Annotated in this window: 22 protein-coding genes; 11 read left to right on the top strand and 11 right to left on the bottom strand. The window is 65.6% G+C overall.

Annotation, left to right across the window (positions count from 1 at the left end; translation table 11 throughout):
• Positions 1-8 precede the first annotated feature (8 nt).
• The 3 genes from ASF98_RS21340 to ASF98_RS21330 are packed head-to-tail and all read left to right on the top strand — an operon-like array spanning position 9 to position 2,609.
• Complete coding sequence (locus ASF98_RS21340) at positions 9-407, top strand: C-glycoside deglycosidase beta subunit domain-containing protein (protein ID WP_055806416.1); 399 nt, start codon at positions 9-11, stop codon at positions 405-407.
• A complete protein-coding gene (locus ASF98_RS21335; RefSeq protein WP_200939424.1) occupies positions 404-1,591 on the top strand; it encodes a Gfo/Idh/MocA family protein in 1,188 nt (395 codons plus the stop codon). The genes ASF98_RS21340 and ASF98_RS21335 overlap by 4 nt, the downstream gene beginning before the upstream one ends.
• A gap of 13 nt (positions 1,592-1,604) precedes the next feature.
• The gene (locus ASF98_RS21330; RefSeq protein WP_055806733.1) at positions 1,605-2,609 is read left to right on the top strand and encodes a sugar phosphate isomerase/epimerase family protein; all 1,005 of its coding nucleotides are present in this window, start codon (positions 1,605-1,607) and stop codon (positions 2,607-2,609) included.
• Between the two features lie 91 nt (positions 2,610-2,700).
• On the opposite strand, the gene ASF98_RS21325 is transcribed toward ASF98_RS21330, so the two are convergent.
• The gene (locus tag ASF98_RS21325) at positions 2,701-3,714 is read right to left on the bottom strand and encodes a hypothetical protein (RefSeq protein WP_055806413.1); all 1,014 of its coding nucleotides are present in this window, start codon (positions 3,712-3,714) and stop codon (positions 2,701-2,703) included.
• A 69-nt stretch (positions 3,715-3,783) separates the two neighbouring features.
• Between ASF98_RS21325 and ASF98_RS21320 the strand changes: the two genes are divergently transcribed.
• Complete coding sequence (locus ASF98_RS21320; RefSeq protein ID WP_055806730.1) at positions 3,784-4,200, top strand: DUF6379 domain-containing protein; 417 nt, start codon at positions 3,784-3,786, stop codon at positions 4,198-4,200.
• 73 nt (positions 4,201-4,273) lie between these two features.
• On the opposite strand, the gene ASF98_RS21315 is transcribed toward ASF98_RS21320, so the two are convergent.
• Complete coding sequence (locus tag ASF98_RS21315) at positions 4,274-5,536, bottom strand: ROK family protein (RefSeq protein ID WP_055806410.1); 1,263 nt, start codon at positions 5,534-5,536, stop codon at positions 4,274-4,276.
• 108 nt (positions 5,537-5,644) lie between these two features.
• Here ASF98_RS21315 and ASF98_RS21310 point away from each other — a divergent pair, with 108 nt between their 5' ends.
• The 5 genes from ASF98_RS21310 to ASF98_RS21290 all read left to right on the top strand — a co-directional run bounded on the left by ASF98_RS21310 (position 5,645) and on the right by ASF98_RS21290 (position 12,036).
• The gene (locus ASF98_RS21310) at positions 5,645-6,685 is read left to right on the top strand and encodes a Gfo/Idh/MocA family protein (protein ID WP_055806727.1); all 1,041 of its coding nucleotides are present in this window, start codon (positions 5,645-5,647) and stop codon (positions 6,683-6,685) included.
• Complete coding sequence (locus ASF98_RS21305) at positions 6,682-7,479, top strand: hypothetical protein (protein WP_055806408.1); 798 nt, start codon at positions 6,682-6,684, stop codon at positions 7,477-7,479. Before ASF98_RS21310 ends, ASF98_RS21305 begins: the two co-directional genes overlap by 4 nt.
• 162 nt (positions 7,480-7,641) lie before the next feature.
• Positions 7,642-9,138: an MFS transporter gene (locus ASF98_RS21300; RefSeq protein ID WP_055806405.1), complete on the top strand. Its 1,497-nt coding sequence runs from the start codon at positions 7,642-7,644 to the stop codon at positions 9,136-9,138.
• 16 nt (positions 9,139-9,154) lie between these two features.
• On the top strand, positions 9,155-10,744 hold the full coding sequence (locus tag ASF98_RS21295) for a GMC oxidoreductase (protein ID WP_055806402.1): 1,590 nt from the start codon (positions 9,155-9,157) through the stop codon (positions 10,742-10,744).
• Positions 10,745-11,106: 362 nt separating this feature from the next.
• On the top strand, positions 11,107-12,036 hold the full coding sequence (locus tag ASF98_RS21290) for an ROK family protein (RefSeq protein ID WP_326950922.1): 930 nt from the start codon (positions 11,107-11,109) through the stop codon (positions 12,034-12,036).
• A 110-nt stretch (positions 12,037-12,146) separates the two neighbouring features.
• On the opposite strand, the gene ASF98_RS21285 is transcribed toward ASF98_RS21290, so the two are convergent.
• The 3 genes from ASF98_RS21285 to ASF98_RS21275 form a co-directional block, all read right to left on the bottom strand.
• Positions 12,147-13,859 carry an ABC1 kinase family protein gene (locus ASF98_RS21285; RefSeq protein ID WP_055806396.1) on the bottom strand — a complete coding sequence of 571 codons (1,713 nt, stop codon included), beginning with the start codon at positions 13,857-13,859 and terminating at the stop codon, positions 12,147-12,149.
• A 4-nt stretch (positions 13,860-13,863) separates the two neighbouring features.
• The gene (locus tag ASF98_RS21280; protein WP_055806393.1) at positions 13,864-14,406 is read right to left on the bottom strand and encodes a PadR family transcriptional regulator; all 543 of its coding nucleotides are present in this window, start codon (positions 14,404-14,406) and stop codon (positions 13,864-13,866) included.
• A gap of 201 nt (positions 14,407-14,607) precedes the next feature.
• A complete protein-coding gene (locus ASF98_RS21275; RefSeq protein WP_055806389.1) occupies positions 14,608-15,393 on the bottom strand; it encodes an isocitrate lyase/PEP mutase family protein in 786 nt (261 codons plus the stop codon).
• A gap of 192 nt (positions 15,394-15,585) precedes the next feature.
• Here ASF98_RS21275 and ASF98_RS21270 point away from each other — a divergent pair, with 192 nt between their 5' ends.
• Together ASF98_RS21270 and ASF98_RS21265 are read left to right on the top strand one after the other, a co-directional pair.
• Complete coding sequence (locus ASF98_RS21270) at positions 15,586-16,548, top strand: LysR family transcriptional regulator (protein WP_082506988.1); 963 nt, start codon at positions 15,586-15,588, stop codon at positions 16,546-16,548.
• A 72-nt stretch (positions 16,549-16,620) separates the two neighbouring features.
• Complete coding sequence (locus ASF98_RS21265; protein ID WP_055806383.1) at positions 16,621-17,403, top strand: SDR family NAD(P)-dependent oxidoreductase; 783 nt, start codon at positions 16,621-16,623, stop codon at positions 17,401-17,403.
• Here the strand turns inward: ASF98_RS21265 and ASF98_RS21260 are convergent.
• From ASF98_RS21260 to ASF98_RS21235, 6 genes are all read right to left on the bottom strand, one after another.
• A complete protein-coding gene (locus ASF98_RS21260; RefSeq protein WP_055806380.1) occupies positions 17,400-18,176 on the bottom strand; it encodes an SDR family NAD(P)-dependent oxidoreductase in 777 nt (258 codons plus the stop codon). The genes ASF98_RS21265 and ASF98_RS21260 overlap by 4 nt on opposite strands.
• A gap of 2 nt (positions 18,177-18,178) precedes the next feature.
• Positions 18,179-19,177, bottom strand: coding sequence for a fumarylacetoacetate hydrolase family protein (locus ASF98_RS21255; protein ID WP_055806377.1), 999 nt, complete (start codon positions 19,175-19,177; stop codon positions 18,179-18,181).
• Between the two features lie 9 nt (positions 19,178-19,186).
• Complete coding sequence (locus ASF98_RS21250) at positions 19,187-20,260, bottom strand: amidohydrolase family protein (protein WP_055806375.1); 1,074 nt, start codon at positions 20,258-20,260, stop codon at positions 19,187-19,189.
• Positions 20,257-21,381, bottom strand: coding sequence for an FAD-dependent monooxygenase (locus tag ASF98_RS21245; RefSeq protein WP_055806372.1), 1,125 nt, complete (start codon positions 21,379-21,381; stop codon positions 20,257-20,259). Before ASF98_RS21245 ends, ASF98_RS21250 begins: the two co-directional genes overlap by 4 nt.
• 63 nt (positions 21,382-21,444) lie before the next feature.
• Positions 21,445-22,488 carry a cyclase family protein gene (locus ASF98_RS21240; protein ID WP_055806369.1) on the bottom strand — a complete coding sequence of 348 codons (1,044 nt, stop codon included), beginning with the start codon at positions 22,486-22,488 and terminating at the stop codon, positions 21,445-21,447.
• The gene (locus ASF98_RS21235) at positions 22,485-23,447 is read right to left on the bottom strand and encodes a fumarylacetoacetate hydrolase family protein (protein WP_055806367.1); all 963 of its coding nucleotides are present in this window, start codon (positions 23,445-23,447) and stop codon (positions 22,485-22,487) included. The genes ASF98_RS21240 and ASF98_RS21235 overlap by 4 nt, the downstream gene beginning before the upstream one ends.
• Positions 23,448-23,450: the final 3 nt, after the last annotated feature.

Raw genomic sequence — 23,450 nt, 5'->3', positions numbered from 1 at the left:
GAAAAGCAATGGCAACTCACAATTCCCTGTTCCAGGACACCGACGTCCGCAGGCACCCGGAGGGCATTGCCGTGTCGGTGCAACTGCCCTGGTACCGCAGCCTCTGGCTGTCCGCCGTCGACGACGTCGCGGCAACAGTCAACGGCGTGCAGATCCCCAAGGACTCCCTCCGCTTCGAACTGCAGGGAAGGTCCTACTCCATCGCGGAGCTTCCCGAGCAATGGGAAACGCTTTGGTTTGTCGCGGACAGGCCGGAAGTGATCATCCCGCTGGACCGGATCCCCGATGATGGCGAGGAGATCGACGTCGAAGTCATCCTCACGCTTCGCCTGCTCTACATGCAGATCGCACCCATGCGCTACGTGGGCAACCGGGTGGCGGTTGAGCGGAAGGTGGTGCTCGCATGAAGATGCTCCGCGTAGCCATGATCGGCTACGGCTTTATGGGTGCCGCCCATTCGCAGGGGTGGCGTACGGCACCGCGGGTGTTCGACCTGCCGGCTAAGCCGGAAATGGCGGTTATTGTGGGCAGGAACGCCGACGCCGTTGCTGCCGCCGCCAGCAAATGGGGCTGGGCGGAGTCGGCCACAGACTGGCGTGAAGTGATTGCCCGGGCCGATATCGACGTCGTCGACATTGTCACTCCCGGCGACTCCCATGCTGAGATTGCGATCGCTGCCCTTGAGGCGGGGAAGCACGTTTTGTGCGAGAAGCCGCTTGCCAACACGGTGGCGGAGGCCGAAGCGATGGCCGAGGCCGCCGAACGGGCGGCCGCCCGGGGCATCCGCGCGATGGTGGGGTTCACCTACCGCCGCGTTCCGGCCGTCACGTTCCTCCGCAACCTCATCGCCGAAGGTGCCGTGGGGAGGATCAACCACGTGCACGCCTCCTACCGCCAGGACTGGCTCGTGGACCCGGCGATGCCGCTGGCGTGGCGGCTGCAGAAGGAACACGCTGGTTCCGGTGCGCTCGGGGACATCGGAGCCCATGCGATCGACCTGGCCCAGTTCGTGACCGGCCTGAAGCTGGAGAAGGTGTCCGGGGTTATCGACACCATCGTGAAGGAGCGGCCACTCCTGGACTCCGGTTCGGGTCTGTCCGGTACTGCCGGTGTCGGCAAGGGCCGCGTGACCGTGGATGATATCGCCATCTTCACCGGCCGCTTCGAATCAGGAGCACTCGCATCGTTCGAGGCCTCACGCTTTGCCACGGGCCGGAAGAACGCGCTGGAGATCGAGGTCTCGGGGGACAAAGGCGCGCTGGCCTTCGACCTTGAAGACCTTAACAGCGTCCAGTTCTACGACCGCACGGCACCCGCCGACCGCCAGGGTTTCCGGAAGATCCTGGTCACGGAAGCTGATCATCCCTACGTTTCGGCGTGGTGGCCCGCTGGCCACATGCTCGGCTACGAGCACGGGTTCTCCCACCAGGTCAAGGACCTCGTCGAGGGTATTGTGTCCGGCACCGATCCTCATGCCACGTTTGCTGACGGGCTGAAGGTGCAGCGCGTGCTCGACGCCGTCGAGCGCAGTTCCAACAATGATTCCGCCTGGACACGCGTCGCTGCTGGCGTCCCCGTCCAGGCCGCATAGGGAGGGAATGCACGTGGCACGACCAATTACCTTGTTCACCGGCCAGTGGGCCGACCTGCCGTTCGAGGAGGTGGCCCGGTTCGCTGGCGAGTGGGGCTACGACGGGCTGGAGATCGCCTGCTGGGGTGATCACCTGGACCCCTGGCGGTGGGATGACGACGCCTATGTGCAGGGCAGGCTGGACATACTTGAACGCCACGGCCTCAAGGTATGGACCATCTCCAACCACCTCAAGGGCCAGGCCGTATGTGACGACCCCATCGACGAACGGCACCGCGGCATCCTGCCGGACGTTGTGTGGGGCGACGGCGATCCGGAAGGGGTGCGCCGCCGGGCCGCCGAGGAACTGAAGAACACGGCCCGGCTCGCCGCCAGGCTCGGCGTGAAGACGGTAACCGGGTTCACAGGATCGTCCATCTGGAAGTACGTGGCGATGTTCCCGCCTGCCACCGAAAAGATGGTCGACGCCGGTTACCAGGATTTTGCGGACCGGTGGAATCCTATCCTCGACGTTTTTGACGAGGTCGGCGTGCGGTTCGCCCATGAGGTGCACCCCTCCGAGATCGCCTACGACTACTGGACCACGCAACGCACGCTGGAGGCGATCGGGCACCGCGAGGCCTTCGGGCTGAACTGGGACCCGAGCCACATGGTGTGGCAGGACATCGACCCGGTGGGGTTCCTGTGGGACTTCAAGGACCGCATCTACCACGTCCACTGCAAGGATACGAAGAAGCGCCTCATCAACGGCCGGAACGGCCGGCTGTCATCCCATCTGCCATGGGCTGATCCGCGCCGCGGCTGGGACTTCATCTCCACAGGCCACGGCGATGTGCCCTGGGAGGATGCCCTCCGCATGCTCAATGCCATCGATTACCGCGGTCCGTTGTCCGTGGAGTGGGAGGACGCGGGCATGGACCGCTTAGAAGGCGCCCCGGAAGCGCTGGCGTTCGTGCGCCGGCTCTCCAGCTATGAGCCCTCCGCAGCGGCTTTCGACGCCGCCTTCAGCACGAAGTAGCGCACAGCGCCATATGGTGCACAGCAGAACGGCCGGTCCGGGAACTCCCGGGCCGGCCGTTCCGCTGTGTCAGCCGTCGTTTGTATGCAGGTCAGACCACAGCGCGGCCGGCCTGTGCTGTCCCGGCCAGGGCGGACCCCGCCAACGCCAGGTGCCGCCGCGTCATCTCCGTGGGGTCATCCAGCAGCCACTCGTGACCACCCCACTCGCTGGTCAGCGTACCTGTGAAACCGTCCCTGCTGAGCAGACTGCCAAGGTCGCTCAGCGGCTGCGAAACCCGGTGGCCGTCGTCGTCCAGGTCCCAGAACTTCAGGTGGAAGGCGCCCACGAGGGGAAGAATGCCTTGCAGGTCTGCGGGGTCGCTGCGGCCGAAGCGGATGAGCAGGTTCATAAAAAGTGTGTGGATGTCTGGCGGAACCTTCCCTGCGCGGAGCAGGGCAACCGCGGCGTCGAGGGTGGCGGGGTCCCGCCAGTCATTCTCAAGGCGCCCCAATAGTTCCGGGGAAATTCCTCCCCGCCGCAGTTCTTCAAGGTACGTCACCGGAAGCGCGGGCATCAGCATGCTGATGTCGACGAGCACCCGCACGTGATCGTCCCCCAACCCGGCGATCGCATCGAGGGCTGGCGCTACGGCGGGATTCCAGGGCGTCTGCTGCCCTTGGATCTCCTCGTACAGCACTAGGTCGAGTTCGTGCAGCAACGGTTGCAGCAATGTGAGCAGTTCCTTGCCGGCCTGGCCGATCGGCAGGCGGATCCCGTCGGCTCCCACCCGCTGGGCAGCGTGGAGCTGGGGGACCAGGAAGTCCAGGCGCTCCTGCAGGGAGCGGCGGGCCGTGGGTGAGGTGAAATCGTCGAGGCTGGCGCCAACGATGCTGACACGCCCCCCTTTTGCGGCCAGGGAATCCCGCAGTTCGTCCACCTCGACATCCTGGGGAGCGGGAAAGGACCTCCACAGCAGGCCAGGTTCGAGCTCGATTGTTTTCGTGACGGAATCCGCTATGCCAGTCACAATGTCCTGGGCTGTTCGGCGGGCGGCGGTGATCTCCGGAGTCCAGTTGAACGAGCTGGCGCAGAGGGTCCAGTAGGGAGGAATTTCGGGGGCCATTTGGGTGCTTTCCCCTTTATGCTTGTTATTGACAAACTTATGTCACTTTTAGGATAAAGGATGGAAGCCATGTTGCAAACCGCTTTGCGCGAAGATGCGCTGACGGCCACGCCGGGAGGCTTTGAGCTCCGGCTGGGACTTCCGTGGATCCGCTCGATGCCTCTGTCCAGCGTGGCTGGCCTGGCAGTGGAGGTCGACTGCGTCGCGGTGCCATCGGGGGAGTTGACGGTGCTACTGGGGAGGCGACGTGTGCCGGCAGGTGCACTCCCGGAAGAGTCCGGCTGGTGGTTCGTGCAGGACAGGCTGGTCCTGTCCGGCAGGCGCGAACTTCACCGTGGTGCGCACGCCGTTACCGTCGACTTCCGGCTGCTGGTGCCCTACCTGCACGCCGGCCCGGGCTCGCCGTTGGTCCTGCCGTTCCGCCTGGAGGCCTGGCTGGATCCCGACCAGGCACCGGTGCCCAGCGCGTCCCTCGACGTGACCTGAGCTGCCAGGCCGCGTCGGGACAGTTCCTTTTTCCGGGAGGCCGGCTCTCCGGCTGGCACACAATCGTGGAACACTATGCCGGAACAGTTGCCCGTTCAGGTGACGGCCGGCCCTCTGCAAACCAGCGGGGGAAGGTGACGTCGAATAGCTGCTCGCGGGCCAGCTCGGCGCCGCCGCGCAAGGGTTCGCGCTCATCGTTGACGGAAAGGGTGATGGTGAGGTCCCGAGTGGCGAGCGGCAGTGACAATTCGTAGACGCGTTGGCGCACCTCGGCCAGGAACACCTCGCCGGCGGAGCCCATGGCGCCGCCGATGACAATGACGCCGGGGTTGAACATGTTCACGAGGGCCGAAATGGTTTCGCCTGCTACGTGGGCCGACTTTTGGACGAGAGTGATGGCAAGGGAGTCTCCCGCTTGGGCTGCGAGGGTGATCGCCTCAAGTGTCAGCGCCCCCTTCTTCGCCAGCGCGGCAAGGGAGGTATTGGCCCCTTCCTTGATGGCCTCTTCTGCGTCCCGGACCAGTGCCCAGCCGCCGGCAACCGCTTCCAGGCAGCCGATCTTGCCGCACCGGCACTGTGCATCCGAATCGGAAACGCGGACATGGCCAATGTCGCCGGCGGCCCCGTTTGCGCCCCGGTGAATCCTGCCTTTGGACAGCAGGCCGGCTCCGATGCCCGAGCCGATTTTGCAGTAAATGAGGTCCGCCAGGGTGTCGCGCCGCCGGGCGCGTTCCCCGAGGGCAAGGAGGTTGGAATCGTTGTCCACCCATACAGGTGCATTGAAGCGGTCTTCAAAGGGGGTGCGGACGTCGTAGCCGTTCCACCCCGGCATGATCGGTGGCGCCACGGGCCGCCCCGTAGCGAAGTCCACGGGGCCGGGCAGCCCCACCACCACACCCCACACGGGCACCTTGGGGTCCTTCTTGAGCAAATCGTCGACCAGGGACAAGGCTGCGTCGATGGTCTTCTCCGGACCCTCCGCGATATCCCAGGGGCGGTGCGTGTGTTCCAGGATGTCGCCGTCGAGCGCAGTTATGCCCACCCGCATGTGGGCCGCACCGAGGGCGCATATCACGATTCGTCCCTGCTCTGCCCGGAATCGCAGGGTCCGTGGAGCGCGGCCGCCGGACGAGGCGCCGAACTCGCCGTCCGCGAGGAAGCCAATCTGAATGGCCTGATCCACACGTTGACTGACGACGCCCCTGCCCAGGCCGGTGACCTTGCCGATTTCCGGGCGGGTGGTTGCTTCGCCTGTGCGTACCAGGTTTACGATCCGCAAAAGGCTCGTCACTTCATCCGTTTGTGCCCCAAAGCGGAGTGTGGAGTCTGTCGTCATGCTCACAATTCTCACACATTGTGGCCGACTAAGGTGCGGCGCGGCGCGACTATAGCCAGAACCTCTCTTACTTATGAATAATAAGCACATAAGAGAAGGAGGGCGATGATGCCGTGGAACGTAGGGATCCTTGGGGCCGGACCGGGGGTTGCGGCTCTTCATCTCCCGGTGCTGGGGCGGCTGGTGGAGCTGTTCAAAGTGGTGCACATTGCCGATGCCGGGAGCGGCCGCGCCCGGGTTCTGGCCGAGCGCCTTGGTGCCAACTGGTCGGAAGGAGAGGTTGACCTGCTCGCGGACCCGGAGGTTGATGTGGTGGCCGTCTGCAGTCCGCCTGCTGACCATGCCCGCCAAATCCTGGCTGCCGTGGCCGCCGGCAAGCGCGGCATCTTCTGCGAGAAGCCACTGGCCACCAGTGGGGAGGAGGCCGAAGAGGTCATTGCTGCGTGCCGGGCCACAGGCGCCATCCTCCTCGTGGGGACGAACCATCTGTTTGATGGGGCATGGGGGCGCGCAAAGCACCACCTTGTGGCCCTCGAAGGCAGAGTGCAGGCAATCTCCGTGACGCTGGCGCTCCCGCCGAATGACCGGTACCACCGGCTGGTCACGGAGGGCGGCCCTTTCATGGCCGCCCGACGGGGACGTCCCGACCTGGACGATCCTGCGGTGGCTGCCGGCGTCCTGCGGCAGTTGCTGACAGGGCTCGCGATCCACGATCTTCCCGCCGTCAGGGACGTTGCGCCAGGCATCGACGAAGTGGTCTACGCGCGGGTCGCTCCGCCCATCGGCTACGTGGTGGGTTATCGGTCAGGGGGCGTGCTGGTCCAGCTGGCGCTTACCATGCTTGCGGAAGGACCCGATGCCCTCTGGCGGATGGGCATCGCAACCTCCCACGATCGCATCGAGGTTAGTTTCCCGCCGGCCTTCGTCCATGCCGGAAGTGCCGTCACCCGCGTACGAAGCGTGGACGGGCTCTGGACAGAGTACCCGCGGGATCTGGAAGACGGCTACGTGACGGAGTGGCGCCTGTTTGGGTCGCTCCTTGAGGGCGTGGCCCCGGTGGAGTACGACGAACTGTTGGCGGACTCGCATTATGCAATCGACCTCGGCGACGCTGCGGCCGCGAAAGTTCTTGAAGGAGTGCCCCTATGAGTCCAGGTGATCGAGGGTATGGCGTCGTCACTGCGTTGCCTTCCTATGTGGCTGCTGTCGCCGAACTACCTCTCAGCGCTGCCCTGACCGATGGCGTCAGTGGCGCGGTGGTGGTGGTGCCCGGATCCGGCGATTGGTGGCAGGGCATGCTGGCGGCCCGGGCCGGGGGAGCGTCAGCAGTAGTGGTTGCGGACCCGGGCGTGCTCCCGCGCGAGATAGTGGAAGCCGAGCCGTGGCCGGGTGGCATTCCTGTGATAGTTGAGCGCCCCCGCCTGCGCCCCGATGTTGTTGCTGAGGCGGTCCGGGCAAGGCGAGGCAGTCCGGCCCGGATTATCACGGTGGAGTGCGCTGCACCCGCTCCGGCCCTGGATGCCGCGATTCGTGACGGCTTTGGCTGGCAGCGGTCCCTGGCCCAGAGGAAGTTGGCGCTTCGGTCCAATATTGCCACGGCGCAGGGCAGGATGGCGCTCCTGGACTGGGAGGGCGCCTCCGGCGGGACAGTTCCCGCCACTCTTGCGGCGACGGTGGTGGGGGGTCTTCGAGCCGGAGGCCTGCTCCAGGTGATGGCCCTTGGTGAGGTGAGGACGGAAGTAACTGTGGACCAGCCTGCCGGACTGATACGACTGGAGACGTCAACCGAGGATGGAACGTTGAGGGCTCCTGATCACCATGAGTCATCAGCCCGCCTGGCGCTTCGCCGGGCATTTAACGCCTATGCCTCAGGCGTGGCGGCTACCGATCTGGAGGGGCTGCTGGAGGACATGGCCCTCACGTGGGCCCTGGGTGCTCCGTAAGTTCTTTGAGTCTAATTCCGGCGTTCTTTTGTTGTTTTCTGACGAAAGTGAAGTAACATGGGTGGTGGCGCCGGGGTTCCTTCCGGACCCGTTCTCCGCCGTGATGGTGCGGCGGAGGCACAACACGTCGCGTCGACGGCCCGATCGTTCGGGTAGATCACTATGCCACTTTCACCTTTGAGACTACGTCTCCTTGTTACCTCCCTGCTCTCGGTCTCCTTCCTCGGAGCCCTGGACCACACGGTGGTGTCCACTTCCCTGGCCACCATTGCCGGCGAGCTGGGCGCGCTGCAGCTGATGAGCTGGGTCGTTGTGGGCTACACCCTCGCAAGCACAGTGCTGCTGCCGGTGCTCGGCAAACTGGGCGATGTGCTGGGGGCTCGCAGGATCTTCCTCGGTTCACTGGTCATGTTTCTGGCCGCTTCCCTTGCCTGCGGATTCGCCCACGACATGACCTGGCTCATCGCCGCCCGCGTCCTGCAGGGGATGAGCTCCGCAGGCCTGCAGCTGATGTCCCAGACCATCATTGCCCAGGTCACCACGCAGCGGGAACGGCCGCGCTACATGGCGATCATTGGCGCTGCTTTCCCCATCGCGATCCTTATTGGCCCCGTGCTCGGCGGCGCCATCACCGACTACTGGGGCTGGCAGTGGGTCTTCTGGATCAACATCCCCGTGGGCGCGGCAGCCCTGGTCCTTGCGCTGATCGCGGTTCCACACCTGGAACCGGGTCCCACTCCACGCCACTTCGATGTCGCCGGCGCAGCTGTTTTCACCACCGCACTCGTTGCGCTCGTGCTCGCCGTTTCCTGGGCAACCGAACGGACCGCGGGTCCCGCTGCCGCTGTCGCGCTCGCACTCAGCATCGTGGGCTTTACCGTTTTCTTCCTAGTAGAGCGGCGTGCTCCCGAGCCCATCGTGCCGTTCCACTTCTTTGCCAACCGCACCATAGCCGCAGGCACCGCGCTGTCGGCGATTATCGGCGTCGGGCTCTTCTCCATCACTGCGTACCTGCCCACGTACTTCCAAATGGCATACCAAGCCACCGCCACCGTGTCCGGGCTTGTCCCCATCGCCACAGTGTTCGGCATGCTGATCAGTAACCTGCTCACCGGATGGCTGGCCAGCCGGACAGGGCGCTACCGGATCTTCCCGATCCTGGGTACTTCGCTGGGAGCGGCAGGGCTCTTTGCGATGGCCGTGCTGCCCGTCGGGCTGCCGTTGTGGGTGCCCATGATTGCAATGAGTGTGGTTGGCATGGGCACCGGGGCGTTTATGAGCCTGATCGTCGCAGTGGTCCAGGGCGCTGTCCCCGCCAGCCAGACCGGCACCATTACGGCAACCATCAACCTGGTGCGGCAAGTGGGATCAACAGTGGCGACGGCGGTCATTGGCGGGGTGATCGGCTTCGGTGTCGCAGCCCTGTTGCCGTCGGGCCTTGACGCCTCCACGCTTACCCCCCAACTGGTCCACGCGGCGGACCCGGCCGTCCAAGCCCGCGTCGCGCAGATCTATGGCACGGTCTTCATTCCCATCTTCATCGCCCTGGCAATCACTTATGCCGTAGGAATCATCGCGGCGGTCCTGCTTCCCCATGGCTGGCTCTCCGATGAGCCCGTTCCCGCTTCCCACACAACTTCCGAATCCCTTTCGGCCTGATTTCAAAGGAGACATCATGTCCAATTCCACTATCGTTATCGTCGGCAGCGGGCCCATCGGCTCCGCCTACGCACGCGTGCTTCTTGAGCAGGTCCCGAACGCCCGGGTGGTGATGTTCGAAGCCGGGCCGCAGCTGACGGAAGTTCCCGGTGAGAGCGTCCGGAACATTCCCGACGCCGCGAAAAAGGCCCGCGCGAGGGAAATATCGCAGGGGCCGCAGGCCGGTGCCTACCGCGAGTCGCTCGGTATCCCTGCCGGGACCGTCACCGAGGGAATGTTCACCGCACGCCAGGGCACCCACCTGCTGGACTTCGGCGGCGCCGGCTCAGCCCACGCGCCAAGTTTCCCCGCAGCGGCGGCGGCCACCAACGTTGGCGGCCAAGGGGCGCACTGGACCTGCGCGACGCCGTCGCCCGCCTTCAGCGAGAAAATCCCGTTCATTGCAGGCAACGAGTGGGATGCGCTCATCGAGGAGGCCAAGCAGTTGCTGCACGTTCACAGTGCAGCGTTCGCTGATTCCGCGGTGGGTGAAGCCATTAGGTCCCTCCTTGATGAAGAGTTCGGCGCGGAACTGCCGGACGGCTACGGCGTTGGCACGCTGCCAGTGGCCGGCGATCCGCAGCCGGACGGCTCAGTGCGCTGGGCGGGGGCCGACGTCGTCCTCGGCCCGCTGATCGATCAGGGCAGCCCGCTCTCGAAGCAGTTCGAGCTCCGTGACCTCACCCTGGTCCGTCGCGTGGAACTGGACGGACGGCGGGTCACCGGAGTCACCGTCCAGGACCTCCGCACGGGGGAGGTGTCGTTCGTGGCAGCTGACGTCGTTGTCGTGGCGGCGGACGCCTTCCGTTCCCCCCAGCTCCTGTGGGCATCGGGTGTTCGGCCGAAGGCGCTCGGGCACTACTTGACTGAGCATCCCGTGGTTATCTCCACGGTGGCCCTGGACGCCGAAAAGATGGGGCGGCACGCCACCGAAGAGGACCTCAAGGCCGAACTGGCCCGGCGTGCACAGAACCCCGCAGATCCCGTCGCTGCCGTGAACCGCATTCCGTTCTCCGAGCCGGAGCACCCTTTCTCCGTGCAGGTGATGTACACCGAGACAACGCCATTCCCGATGGAGCCGGGAACCCCGTACTCCGAGAACCGCTGGGGCTACGTCAACATGGGCTACGGGACGCGAAAGCACCCCCGCTACGAGGATGCCGTCACCTTTGACGACAACGAGACGGACTACCGGGGATTCCCAAACATGACCATTGAGTACACGCTCACCGAGAGGGAAGACGCGGAGATCGCTCAAGCCACGGAGCGGCTCCGCCGTGCCGGGAAAGCTCTCGGCGTCTTCGTCGCCGAGCCGCGCCTCATGCCGAACGGCTCCAGCCTGCACTACCAGGGCACAATGCGCATGGGCGACACCGACGACGGCACCTCGGTGGCGGATCCGTGGTCTCGGGTGTGGGGGTACAACAACCTGGTGGTGGGCGGCAATGCTTTGATTCCGACGGCTACGGCGATGAACCCGACGCTGATGAGCGTAGCCATCGCAGTGCGTGGCGCCCGAAAAATGGCCGAGGAGATCAGTCTCGCGGCCGAGTCCGCTGCCGGCTGAACTACCGCGCGGGCCATAACGTGTCACGGGAGCAATCGAACGGGACCTTGCCCATGGAGTCCCAAGCCGGTTCCATATTTTCGAAGGCAATGGCGTTGTCGGGCCCTACGGGCTTAGCCTGGGGGCCCGGTACCTCTTCCAGCGCTGGGCAGCTCTTTCAACTTCTCCGGGACGGCAGGTCCAGAACACGCGCAGAATTGGCCCGCAACACGGGTCTTGCGCGTTCAACGGTCAAATCCCGCATCGAGGACTTGTTTCATTTGGGGCTCATCAAAGATGGTGGGGGGACGGCGTCCAGCGGAGGGCGGCCTCCGGCGACAGTTGCGTTTGACCCGTCTGCACGCGCAGTACTCGTCATTGAGATGGCCGTCAGCCAGATCCTGGTTACGGTGACAGACCTGTCGGGGAAGGTACTTGCGGACCAACAGTGCCAGCGTCTGCAAGCACAAGAGCCGCCGGCAACCTTGGGCCGGGCCATTGCCGTGGGCAGGCAACTTCTGGGAACTGCCGGCTGCGGGGGCGAAATGCTTGCGGGCGTTGGGATCGGGCTGTCCGGTCCAAGCCACCGCACCGACAACCACGCGGGGTCTCAACTCAGGCCCGGCTGGCATGGATTCGACTTCGAGAGCTTCATTCAACGGTCACTCCAAGTGCCCGTTGTCGTCGATAGCGTCGTCAATCTGATGGCGCGGGGGGAGCACACAGCCCATTGGTCCGGTCACGGCAACTTCATGTTCGTGAACGTCGATTCGAGTATTGGCTCTGCGATTATCAGCGGCGGTAGATTGCAGCCTGGCGCCAATGGGGCGACGGGTGGCTTGGGGCACGTTCGCGCGTCCAACGGTGGCGACCTTGCGTGCCCCTGCGGGAACTATGGCTGCTTGGACATGATTTCTTCAGTGCCGGCACTGGTCCGGAAAGTTCGCCAGCACGGCGTGGATGCCCGAACGGGTGAAGATCTTTTGCGTCTGGCAGCTGACGGTCAGCCCGAAGTCATATCCGCGCTGCATCAAGGGGGCCGTGAAATAGGAGACGTCCTGGCAACGGCCGTCAGCTTGCTGAACCCCTCGGTCATCGTTCTCGGCGGTAGCCTGGGGGAGTCGGCGGATGTCCTTGCCGGGGTCCGGGAAGTTGTTTACCAGCGGGCTCTGCCGCCGGTGACGTCCCAGCTGCAAATCAACCACTCGCTTCTGCATCACCAAGCCACAATTGCCGGAGCCACTCAGGTGGTCGCGGACCGTGTACTCTCACCGGCGGCAATAGATGCAGCTGTGCTGGACCTACTGTCGTAGCGGCGCAGCCGGGGGCTTTGATAGTCCCGTGATGGTAGGAGACTCCGGCCGGCGGCCCATCTCCAAGGCTCACCAGGGACTGTTCCAGCCGATTTGTCTCACCACTTCACTCAGAGGCCGCGGCGTCCCGCCCACAGCCCGTGCAGCAGCGGCACGAGCGACGCGATCATCAGCAGGTTGCCTAGCAGCGTGTCGTCCCCCCTGACCACAGAACCTGCGATGAGCAGGGCGCCGAAAACCAGCGCCGCTGCGGTTCGCTGCGCCGTCCGGTCCAGCCGTGCCATCTGACGTTCGAGACGCGGATTGGCCACGGATAGTGAGCCGTCCTCGATTCGAGTGAGAAGCCCGTCCAGGCGTTTCGGCAGCCCCAGTGCGACGCCGGCGGCGTCGAGCGCCTGCTTGGCCACGTCCTGGACGATGTTTCCACGCTCGTCGCGCAGCAATTGCGCCGCATAGGGTTCCACCGCGTCCCACAGATTGAACCTGGCATCCAGCGAGCTGCACACCCCCGAGGTGAGTGACATCGCCCGGATGATGAGCAGGAAGTTCTCCGGCAACTGGAAAGGCAGCGAGCGGACCAGGTCGCCGAACTCCACCGCAAAATCGAGGAACTCCCGCGGGTCCACTTCGCGCAGTTCGGCGAAGCCCATCCCGCCGAACCGGGCAAAGAGATGCGTCATTGCCCGCTCAAGCTCGGCCGTGTCCGCCGACGGCACCAGCACACCCACATCGCGGATCGCGGCCACCAAGCCCTTGCCGTCACGCGAGGCGGCCGCGATCAAAAGCTTCCGCAGGCCGCTGCGGGTACTGGCAGGAACCTCGCCCATCATGCCGAAGTCGATGAACGTCAGCTTCCAGGGGCGTCCTGCGGTTGCATTGGAAGCCGGTGTGACGAAGATGTTCCCGGGGTGCGGATCGGCATGGAAAAAGCCGCTGCTGAACAACTGGTCGAACATGACCGAGGCGAAAACCGGGGCAACCTGAGCCGGATCGATACCCGCGGCAAGAAGTTCCTCCGCATCAGTGATCTTGATTGCCGCGACATTTTCGAGGACGAGCACGCGGCGGGTGCTCCACTCCCACGCGACTTCGGGCACACCAACCCGGTCGTCGTCGGCGAAATCAGTCGCGAAGCGTTCGGCATTCGCTGCTTCATGCAGGTAGTCGATCTCCTCAAGGCTAATTTGCGCAAACTCCTCGACCAGCGCGGGCATGTCCGCACGATCGGACACCAGACGCACATGGCTGAGCCAGCCGGCCACTTTGCGCAGTGCCGCCAGATCGACGTCGACAATCGCGTTGATGCCGGGGCGCTGCACCTTCAAGACCACGCTGTGGAGCCCGGCGTCGGCGGCATTGGCGGGAAGGAGTTGCGCACGGTGCGCCTGCCCGAGGGATGCGGCGGCGATTGGCATCTCTTCGACTGAGGCGAAAACCTTGTCCAGCGGCGCGCCCAGCTCCGCCTCGGCAAGTGGTCGGATTGCGGGAAACGGGACGGGGGGCACCTCGTCCTGGAGTCCCTCAAGTTCCTTGGTGATCTCGGGCGGAAGCACGTCGAGTCTGGACGACAGGAACTGACCCACCTTGATCATCAGGCCGCCCAAATCCACGGCCAGCACGTGGAAGCGCCGCGCGAAGCGCCGCATCCTCGTCGTCCGGGTGCGCTCGGCAATTTTGCCTAGCCCGACGCGGGGGAGGAACAGCTCAAACCACCAGGTCACCGCGAGATGCCACGCGGCGAAGCGCAGGATGCGACGGTAACGGGCGCGGGTGCTCCCGGCGCCGGGTACCGGATCCGCCCGGTCCCGACGGACCGACGTCACCCCGTCAGTCCTGGGCGAGGATCGAATACAGCCGGCGACGTGCCTCGTCGAGCACCGCCACGGCCTGCTGCACCTGCTCCGGCGAGCCGGTGCGACCTACCTGCGACGCGGCCTGCGCTAGCTCAAGGCCAGCCTTGGGCAGTGCCGCGAATCCGGTGCCGGAAGCCTGGCCTCCTGACTCCCACGGCGCTGATGCATGCGCACCCGCCACTTCCTCCCGGCCTGCTTCGGTGAGCGAGTAGATCTTGCGGCCGTTGGACTCCTCGGCACGGATCAACCCCTCATCGGCCAGAAGTTGCAGCGTGGGGTAGACGGAGCCGGCACTGGGCTTCCATCTGCCGCTGCTGCGCTCCTCGATTTCACGGATGATCTGATAGCCGTGCATCGGCCGCTCCGCGAGCAGGGCCAGCACCGCCGAGCGCACCTCGCCCCGCCCCGCGCGGGTGCCGGAGCGATTCTCAAACCTTGAACGCAGCTCTTCAACGGCGTGCCACATACCCTCGATGTTGGGGCCGCCGAATCCGCCCGCAGGGTATGAATTACGCATGCTGCTCTCCTAATGGGACGCGAACGATACTCAACGATACATCCCGATACAGGCGAAAACCAGCACCTCGAAGAGGGCTGCGGAGTGGAGGATTACGCACAAGGTTCCCGGCAACGTCGACGTAAAATCCCACCCCACCGGATCTGTGCCGCCCGGTTGTGGAGCCTTGGGCGTGGGCTGGTTCGCGCTAACGGGGGTCAGTCAACCCCCGAGGCGCTGGCTAAATGACATAAGACGCGATTGCATCTCCCAGTACGAAGTGGCGGCCGGCGATTGCTTGCCGTCACGCAGGGCGCTGACGACGTTCACGGCCGCGTCAACTGCTGCGCGGTACGGCAGGGAACCGGAACTCACCCGCCGGACGCCCAGCGCACCCAGCTCGGCAACAGTCAGCGAGGGATGCGCCAGCACGTTGAGCGGCAGCCCAATGCCGGCGGTAATGGTCCGGATGTCCTCCGGAACCACAAGTCCGGGGACAAATATTCCGTCCGCCCCGGCGTCGGCGTAGGCAGAGGCACGGAGCAGGACGGCATCCACAGTGGCCTGTTCGCCGAACCATATGTTGTCCACCCGTGCGTTGACGAACATGGCCGGGCTGCGTCTCTTGACGGCGGCAACCTTGTCGGCAAAGGCTGCTGGATCGACCAGGTGCCCGGCCGTGCTGTCCTCCAGGTTGACCCCGGCCACGCCAAGGGTAGCCAGTTGGGCCACAAGTTCCGCAACCTCTGCAGGGTCATCGGAGTAGCCGTCCTCGATGTCCGCCGTGACGTGGACAGGCAGGCGGCACAAATGCTCCACGAGTGCCGTGGTTACTGCCTTGCTGGATCGACCTCCGTCCGGCAGGCCGGCACTTGCCGCAACGCCAAAGCTGGTGGTGCCGACTGCCGGGAACCCCGCTGTCGCGAAAGCCAAGGCGGATCCGACATCCCATGCGTTGGGCAGCAGGAGTGGCGCCGCAGCGTGATGGAGTTCCCGAAAAGTGGCCATTTCATTGCCATCCCCTGCTAACCGAATAGGTGAATCCCCGTTCAGTCTACAAACGCGGCCGGACGCCGCAAGGGACCGACGTTTCGCGGAACAAGTGATGGCCTAACGGGACAAGATGCTCGGGTCGTGGCCGCCTGGTCGGTACCGGCGGACATTCGTGCTGTGGATGTACTGTACGGATAACCTGTGGGTATGAAGAACCTGGACCTGAACCTGCTGCCCCAACTTCAGGTCCTGCTGGAGCTACGCAACGTTTCCCGGGCGGCCGAGAGGCTTCAGCTCAGCCAGCCTGCCACCAGCGCGGCGATGGCCAGACTCCGCCGGCACTTCGACGACGAACTCCTGGTCCGGAACGGCCGCACCTACGACCTCACGCCCTTTGCGCAATCCCTGGTCCCGCTGGTAGATGAAGCCATGCTACACATCCAGCGGGCCACCCGGGTGCGGTCAGGTTTCGACGCCGCCACGAGCGAACGGGAATTTGTGATTGCGGCGTCGGACTACGCTGCGGCGCTGATTGTTGGTCCGTTGCGGGGGATTCTGCGGGAGGAGGCCCCAAGCGTGTCCGTGGACTTCGTCCCGACGGCCAAGTCCGGCATCCAGGGCCAAATGGCCGACTATTCAAAGATTGACCTTCTGGTGGGGCCAACCGGTTACCACATGCAGGGTACGAGCAAGCAGGTGTTCCGGGACAGTTTCGTGGCAGTGGCTGATTCCGGAAATTCCCTGCTCCAGCAGCCCCGCCTCACGCTGGACGACCTGGCCACGGTGCCTCACGCCGTCGGCTATTTCGGTGAGGGCATCAGCACCCCGGCGGACAAGCTGTTTGAATCCCGCGGTGTTCAGCGCCGCGTGGCAGCCGTGGTGGCCGGGTTTCTGTCGCTGCCGCTGCTGGTCGAAGGAACGGATCTGGTGGCACTGGTCCCGATGATGCTGGCGGCACGGGCCCAGCGCGGAGGGGACATTGTGGTGCTGGAGTTCTCCGAAGGCACCGAGGCGTCCCTTGTGGAGGCCATGTACTGGCACCCCTCCCAGACGGAGGACCCCGCGAGCGCCTGGTTGCGCTCCGTGGTGCAGCGGGCCTGTTCGCGGCTGCACGGACTTTTCCCCGTCACGGTCCACCCGGTGACTATCGACGCGGCGGATACCAGGTAGACCAAACGCGCTGTTCCCCATCCCGGGCATCACTGAGAGAGTCGGAGAAACATCCCTTCGAAAGGAAGACCCATGCCTGTCTCCAGCCAGCGCCTGGCCGGCAAAACCGCCGTGATCACCGGAACCGCCAGCGGGCAGGGGAGGGCGGCCGCCCTCGCCTTCGCTTCCGAGGGTGCGCTGGTGGTCGGCTGCGACATGGACGACGACGGCGCCGCGGCCACCGTTGAGCAGGTCACCGCGGCCGGTGGCCGGATGGCCAGCAGCAGGGTTGACCTGACGGATGAGGGCGCTGTGGCGGCATGGGCGCAGGATGTGGCCGCAACCCACGGCCAGGTCCACATCCTGTATGCCAACGCGGCGGTCACCCGCTTCGCCCCGGTGGAGCAGCTCACGTTCGCCGACTGGAAATGGAACGTGGCGCATGAACTGGATGTGGTGTTCCTGCCGGTGAAGTACTTCTGGCCCCGGCTGATCCAGGCGCGGAACACGGCCATTGTCCTGGTGGGCTCAACGGCAGGGGTCACCGGTTCCATGACCAACGGCCGCCTGGCACACACCGCCACCAAGGGAGGCGTGGTTGCCATGACGAAGCAGCTCGCGGCCGAAGGGGCGCCGCACGGACTGCGCGTCAACGCCGTCAGTCCCGGAATGATCCGCACCGCCGCCACCGAAGGCAACCTCCTGGCCGCAGATCACCCTATGCGAACCATCGCAGGCAGCATCCCGCTGGGCCGGATTGGCACGCCGGAAGAAGTCGCCAAGTGCGCGCTGTTCCTTGCCTCGGACGACGCGTCCTACGTGACGGGCGCCAACCTGATGGTCGACGGCGGCTGGTCGGCGGTGCTGCCGGGCTAACGCATGGCGTCCGAGACCGACTTGGCGCCGGCGTGGCCCGACTGGCCGCCATCCACCGGAATTTCCGCGCCTGTCACGAAGGAGGACAAAGGACTGAGCAGGAACAGCACGACGCCGGCCACCTCCTCCACGCCTCCGGTGCGGCCCAGCGGGATTTCGGCCAGGGTGGCCTGCCGGAACTCCGGTTTTGCGCTCGCCGTCATGGGCGTATCAATGAAACCCGGGTGGACGGTGTTCACCCGGATACCCTGCGGGCCAAGCTCCGTGGCCGCCACCAGGGAGAGCCCGCGCAGGGCCCATTTGCTGGCGGTGTAGGCGACCGGATAGTGCGCCGTCAGTCCTGCGACCGAACCCACGTTGACGATCGCGGAGCCGGACCTCATGAGGGGTGTGAGGGCCTGGATTCCCAGCAAAGCTCCGGCAACGTTCACTTCGTACACCTTCTGCAGGTCGGCCACCGAGGCATCCAGAAGCCGGCTCCGCCGGGTGATTCCCGCATTGTTCACCAGGCCGTCCACCCGCCATCCCCGGGACTGTATCCATTGAGCGAGACCGGACCAGCCGGGGGCATCGGCAACATCAAGCTGGCGGTACACCAACGCACCACCGGACGACGACGACAAAGCGGCCAACTCAGCCGGCGTGTCAGCCGCGAGGTCCGTCGCGATGACGCAGGCTCCGGCCCCCACCAACAGCCGCGCTTCGGCAGCCCCCTGACCCTGGCCGACCCCCGTTACCACCACCGTCCTGCCCGCGAGCTGGAAGGAAACCACTCTCAGGCCCCTGAAGCAGCCGCAGCCGCAACCCGGTTCCGCGGGCGGGTCCGGGCAGGAACACGGGTAACGGCATCCCGCCGCTCACCCACGGTGTTCTCGATGCTGCCAATGCCTTCCACTGTCATCCGGACCACGTCGCCGGTCTTGAGCGGCGGGGGAGTCTTCGAGCCGTTCCGTCCCCAGAGTTCCGCGAGGCAGCCACTTCCACACGTGCCGGAGCCCAGGACATCGCCGGGCTTCATCACTGAGTCCTGCGACGCGTAGGCAACGAGCTCGGCGAAGGGCCAGCCCATGTTGGACAGCAGGTCCTGCCCGATGGCTTCCCCGTTGACTTCCACGGCCATGGAGATCGGCAGGAACCCCTCGGCGTCGTGCAGGTCCTCGAACTCGTCCGCCGTGACTATCCACGGGCCCAGGGTGTTGGCGAAGTCCTTGCCCTTGCACGGGCCAAGGCTTACTTTCATCTCGCGGCGCTGCAGGTCCCGCGCGGACCAGTCATTGAGCACCGTGTAGCCGAAGATGTGCTGGTGCGCCTCCGCTGCTGTCAGGTTCCGGCCGTCGCTCCCGGGAACGCGTCCGACGACGGCGGCCACCTCCGTTTCGAAGTCCAGGTCGTCGCAGCCCGCCGGAATCCCAATCACCTCGCCTGTGCCGGTCACGGTGTGCGGGTTGGTGAAGTAGAACGTCGGTGCCTCGTACCATTCGGGGACGACGCCGGCCACGCCGTCGATGCTTTTCCGCACGCCTTCGACGTGTTCCTCGAAGGCCACGAAGTCCCGGATGGTGGCGGGCGCCAGCGGGGCGAGCAGATGTACGTGCCGCATCGGCACCGGCGCGGCGGAACGGAGGGTTTCGCTCGCGATGGTGAGGGTTTCGGCCAGACCAGCGTCCAGCAAATTTTGGACAGTCTGCCCTTCGGGAAGGGCGTAGCAGTTTCCGTTGTCCACGAAGCCGGACTGCGTCCCGCCGTCGTGATTCCAGCGAGCGATCTTGACCATAGAACTTCCTTAGGCTGTTCGGGCGGTGGAGACAGAAGCGGGGGTGATGCCAAGGGCAGCGGCGTTACCGGCCAGCACTTTGGCTTCGTCGTCCGCGGCAAGGCTGGCCGCGCGCACTTCGTCCACAGGGAGGTCGGATCCCATGTCGAAGGGGTAGTCGGAGCCGAGCAACACCTGCTCCGGGCCGGCGGCGGCCACGAGCGCCCGGAGGTCGGCAGCGCTGTGGACCAAGGAGTCGAAGTGGAGCCTTTTCAGGTATGACGACGGCGGCTGGGCGCAGCCATGTGCTTCCGGCCGGACTTTCCACGCGTGGTCGGAACGGCCCAGGCTGGTGGGAAGGTATCCGCCGCCGTGGGCAGCCAGGACCTTCAGCAGCGGGTGGTGGTCCAGGACTCCGCTGAAGATCAGGTGCGACAGGGCCACCGCGTTTTCGGCCGGCTGGGAAACGGTGTTGGCCAGGTAGAAGCGGTCCAGCCGCTCGTCCAGGGAGCAGCCGAACGGGTGCAGGAACACCAGTGCGCCCAGCTCTTCAGCCCGGGCCCAGAACGGCTCAAGCCTCGGATCGGAGAGTTCAACGGTGCTGCGTTCCGGGTCGCCGGGAGTGGCGGCAAATGAGCCGATTTCCACGCCGAGCAGCCCGCACTCCAGCACCGCGTGCTCCAGGGCGTCCACCATCATCACCCCGGGATGCTGGAGCGGCACCAGGCCCAGGCCGTTGAGGCGTTCCGGGGCGCGGTCAACGAACTCCCGCACAGCCCGGTTGGCGGCCAGGGCCAGCTGAAGCGACAGTTCCTCGCCGGCGAAGTAGTAGAAGTGCGACGGCGACGGCGAGACCAGTTGCACGTCCACGCCCTGGGCGTCCATGTCCTGCAGCCGGCGGTCCAGGTCCGTCAGCTGTGGCCAGCGCTCCTTGACCATCCGGCCTGACGCGGCCATCGACTCCGGGCCGTTACGGCGCACCTCCAAGGCCTGTTGGGCACCAAAACCTTCGGGGTCGGCGTCGGAAACCAGCTGCTGCAGGGCCGGAAGCAGGATGTGGGCGTGGATGTCCACCGTGGGGTTTGCAACAGGATCGGTGCTCATGCGGGTTCCTTGACCATGCTGGAGATCGAGTGCATGAGGCCCGGCACGTCGGCGTCGCGGACGCCGTCGAGCATCCACTGGCCCAGCTGGACGGAGGCGTTGACAACTGCCTTGGCACGGTCCAGCCGGCGGTCGGTGAACTCCTTCCAAAGCGTCTCGGTGACGTCATCGGCGCTGATCAGCAGTTCGGCGAGCACCGCCGCGTCCTCGAGTGCCATGGCAGCGCCCTGCGCGATGGTCGGCGGGCAGCTGTGCGCGGCGTCCCCGATGATCACGGTGCGGCCGCGGTTCCAGGGCCCGTCCACCAGGTGCGTGGTGAACCACGTGTAGTTGATGCGGGCACTGTGGTCCAGGTTGGCGCGGATCTCGTTCCATGGCCCGCCGTAGGCAGCGGCGAGTTCGGCCATGATGCGAGGGCCGTCCTCGTGCCTGCGCTCCTGGGCCTTCTCCACCAGGTAGGCGTAGATGGTGTCCGGGCCGGTGGGGCAGTAGCCGGCGATGAAGCAGGGGCCGCCGTAGGTGAGGTCGGTGCGGACCACATCCGCGGGACGCTCCACAAAGGCACGCCAGATGCCCATGCCGGTGGAGGCAGGTTCCACGTCGATGCCGATCGCCTTGCGGACGGCTGAGTGCAGGCCGTCGGCGCCGATCAGGAGGTCATAATTAGCGGTGGCGCCGTCGGCGGTGCTGACGGTGACGGAGCCGCCGTCGTCCGCTATTCCGGTGACCGTCCTGCCGTAGCTGATGCGAGCGCCGGCCTGTTCGGCGCGTTCGCGGAGGATGGTCGTGAGGTCGGGGCGGTACATGCCCAGGGTGGCGGGGAGGTCATCGCCGCCGGTCCGCATGTCCTCCAGGACCGCGATCACGGTACCGGCGGGGTCCGGGGCGCGCAGGCCGAGCGTACCGAATGCGTAGCCCTTGGCCTCGATCTGCTCCCAGACCCCGAGCTGGCGCAGGATCCGCAGGGCGTTGCCCTGCAGGGTGATTCCTGATCCGAGGGTCTGCGGAGCGTCCGCCTTTTCCAGGACTTCGACGTCGATTCCGGCCTCGGCCAGGAGGATGGCTGCGGTCAGTCCCGCGGCTCCCGCCCCCACGATTCCGACGTTCTGTACTGCTGCCATCGCTGACTCCTTTGTATTGACGGCGTTACTGCTGGTGGATTGTTGTTGCTGTTTAGCTGAAAGCTACCGGACGGCGATCGGGTTGACGGGCGATCCGACCGCACCCGTGATGGGGAGCGGTGCAGCGGTGAGCATGAAGTCGTACCGGCCATCCGCCGCGCAGGCCTCGGCCAGCGCGTCCGGGTCCCACATTTCGCCCAGGAAGAGCCCCAGGTTGGGGATGGCGATCTGGTGGAGGGGCTGGAAGGCGCCGTCGAATTCGTTGGGACGGACTTCGAAGCCCCAGGTGTCCGTGGCGATCCCGGCGATTTCGCTGTGGTGCAGCCACGGTGCGGTGCTGAAGGACAGTCCGGGTGCGGGGCCGCCGGCGTAGTCACCCCAGCCGTCGCGGCGGACCCGGGTGTGCTGGCCGGTGCGGATCACCACGATGTCGCCGCGGCGGACGATGGAGTTGGGTCCCTGCAGTTCGATGGTGCGCTCGAGGTGTTCCGGGGTGATGGCAAACCCGTCCGGCAGCTCGCCGTCGGTCCTTCCCAGTTCCGGGCCGAGCGCGCGGCCGACGTCCAGCAGGACGCCGCGGGTGACGATCTTGGCCGCGGCGGTTTCGATGCCGGTCACAAGGTCGCCCTCGGAGGTGACCACGTCGCCCGCGGCCCGGCCGTTCCAGGCCTTGCCTTGGTCGAAGATATGGCCGAGGCCGTCCCACTGTGTGGAGCACTGCAGCGGCATGGCAATGACATCGTCAGCGCCGCCGAAGCCGTGCGGGAAGCCCTGGTTGCCGCGTTCGGCGTCCACGCCGGTGTCCGTCATAGTGTGGACAGGGTTGGTGCGGCGCCGCCAGCCTTTTTGCGGGCCGTTGGTGTCGAACGGCTGGGAGAGCGAGAACGCATCGCCGGTCTTAACGAGCGCCGCAGCTTCAACGCGCTTCGCAGCGTCGATGAAGTTGAGGGTGCCCAGGACGTCATCTGCGCCCCAGCGGCCCCAGTTGTTGTGCGCCTCCGCCATGGCCCGGATGCTGCCCAGCGGATCCTCACGCCGGATCACCGGGGAATCGGCTGATTCCCCGGAACCGGTGTTGGTTGCCTGCGCGGTGCCCTGGGTGGTCACGGCTTGCTGACTTCAGTGTGAGCTTCATCCTTGCAGCGGATCAGCTGGGTGCCCAGACCGGTGATGGTGCCTTCCATGACGTCGCCGTCCTGGAGCAGCCGGCCCCAGTGCTGGCCGTTGCCGGCAGGGCTTCCGGTCAGTACGAGGTCGCCCGGACGCAGCGGCATGATCTGGGAGGCCTCGCTGACCAGCTTGGCCACTCCGAAGATCATGTCCTGCGTTGATTCGTCCTGCATGGCCGTGCCGTTGAGCTTCAGGGTCACCTGCACGTCCTGCGGGTCGCCGAAGAACTTGGCCGGCAGCAGCAGCGGACCGGTGGGGAGGAAGCCCGGGGCGTTCTTGGCGCGGTACCAGTCCGATCCGATCGCGGGCATGTCCTTGCGGAAAACGTACTCCCGCGTGGTGATGTCGTTGACCATCGTGTAGCCGAACACATACTCCAGTGCCTCCTCTGGTGTGACCCGGAAGGCCGTCCTGCCGATCACCGCCGCCAGCTCCAGTTCCCAGTCATGGGACTTGGAGTAGGCAGGCAGGGTGAGGTCGTCCGTTGCGGAAGCGATCGCCGTCGGAAGCCCGATGAAGAAGTACGGGGTGCCCTGGCCTGCCCGCTTGTCCATCATGGCGGCGGTCGTGGCGCGGACTTCTTCTTCGTCCTGGCCCGGTTCGCGGTGTGCGGCGGCGAGGTCGATCACGTGCTTGCGGTAGTTCGCGCCGGTCTGCAGGACCTGGGCCGGCTCCACCGGGGCAAGAATTTCGACGTCGGCCAGCGCCAGGCCGGTCTCCTCACCTGCAGACGCGGCCAGGCTGTCCAAGCGGCCCTCGGTAGTGTTCCAGTGCTCGATCAGGGAGTTGATGTCACCGTCCACCGGCAGGACCCGGCTGCCCACCAAGAGGCCCACGCGAGCTTTGCTGTCACCCGGCTCCTGGAAACGGATAAGGGAGTACGTTGTTTCGGTCATGGT

It is taken from the genome of Arthrobacter sp. Leaf337 (assembly GCF_001423745.1).
Classification (GTDB): domain Bacteria; phylum Actinomycetota; class Actinomycetes; order Actinomycetales; family Micrococcaceae; genus Arthrobacter.
Note: the sequence above shows the minus strand (reverse complement) of the source record. Positions and strands in the feature narration are given on the sequence as shown.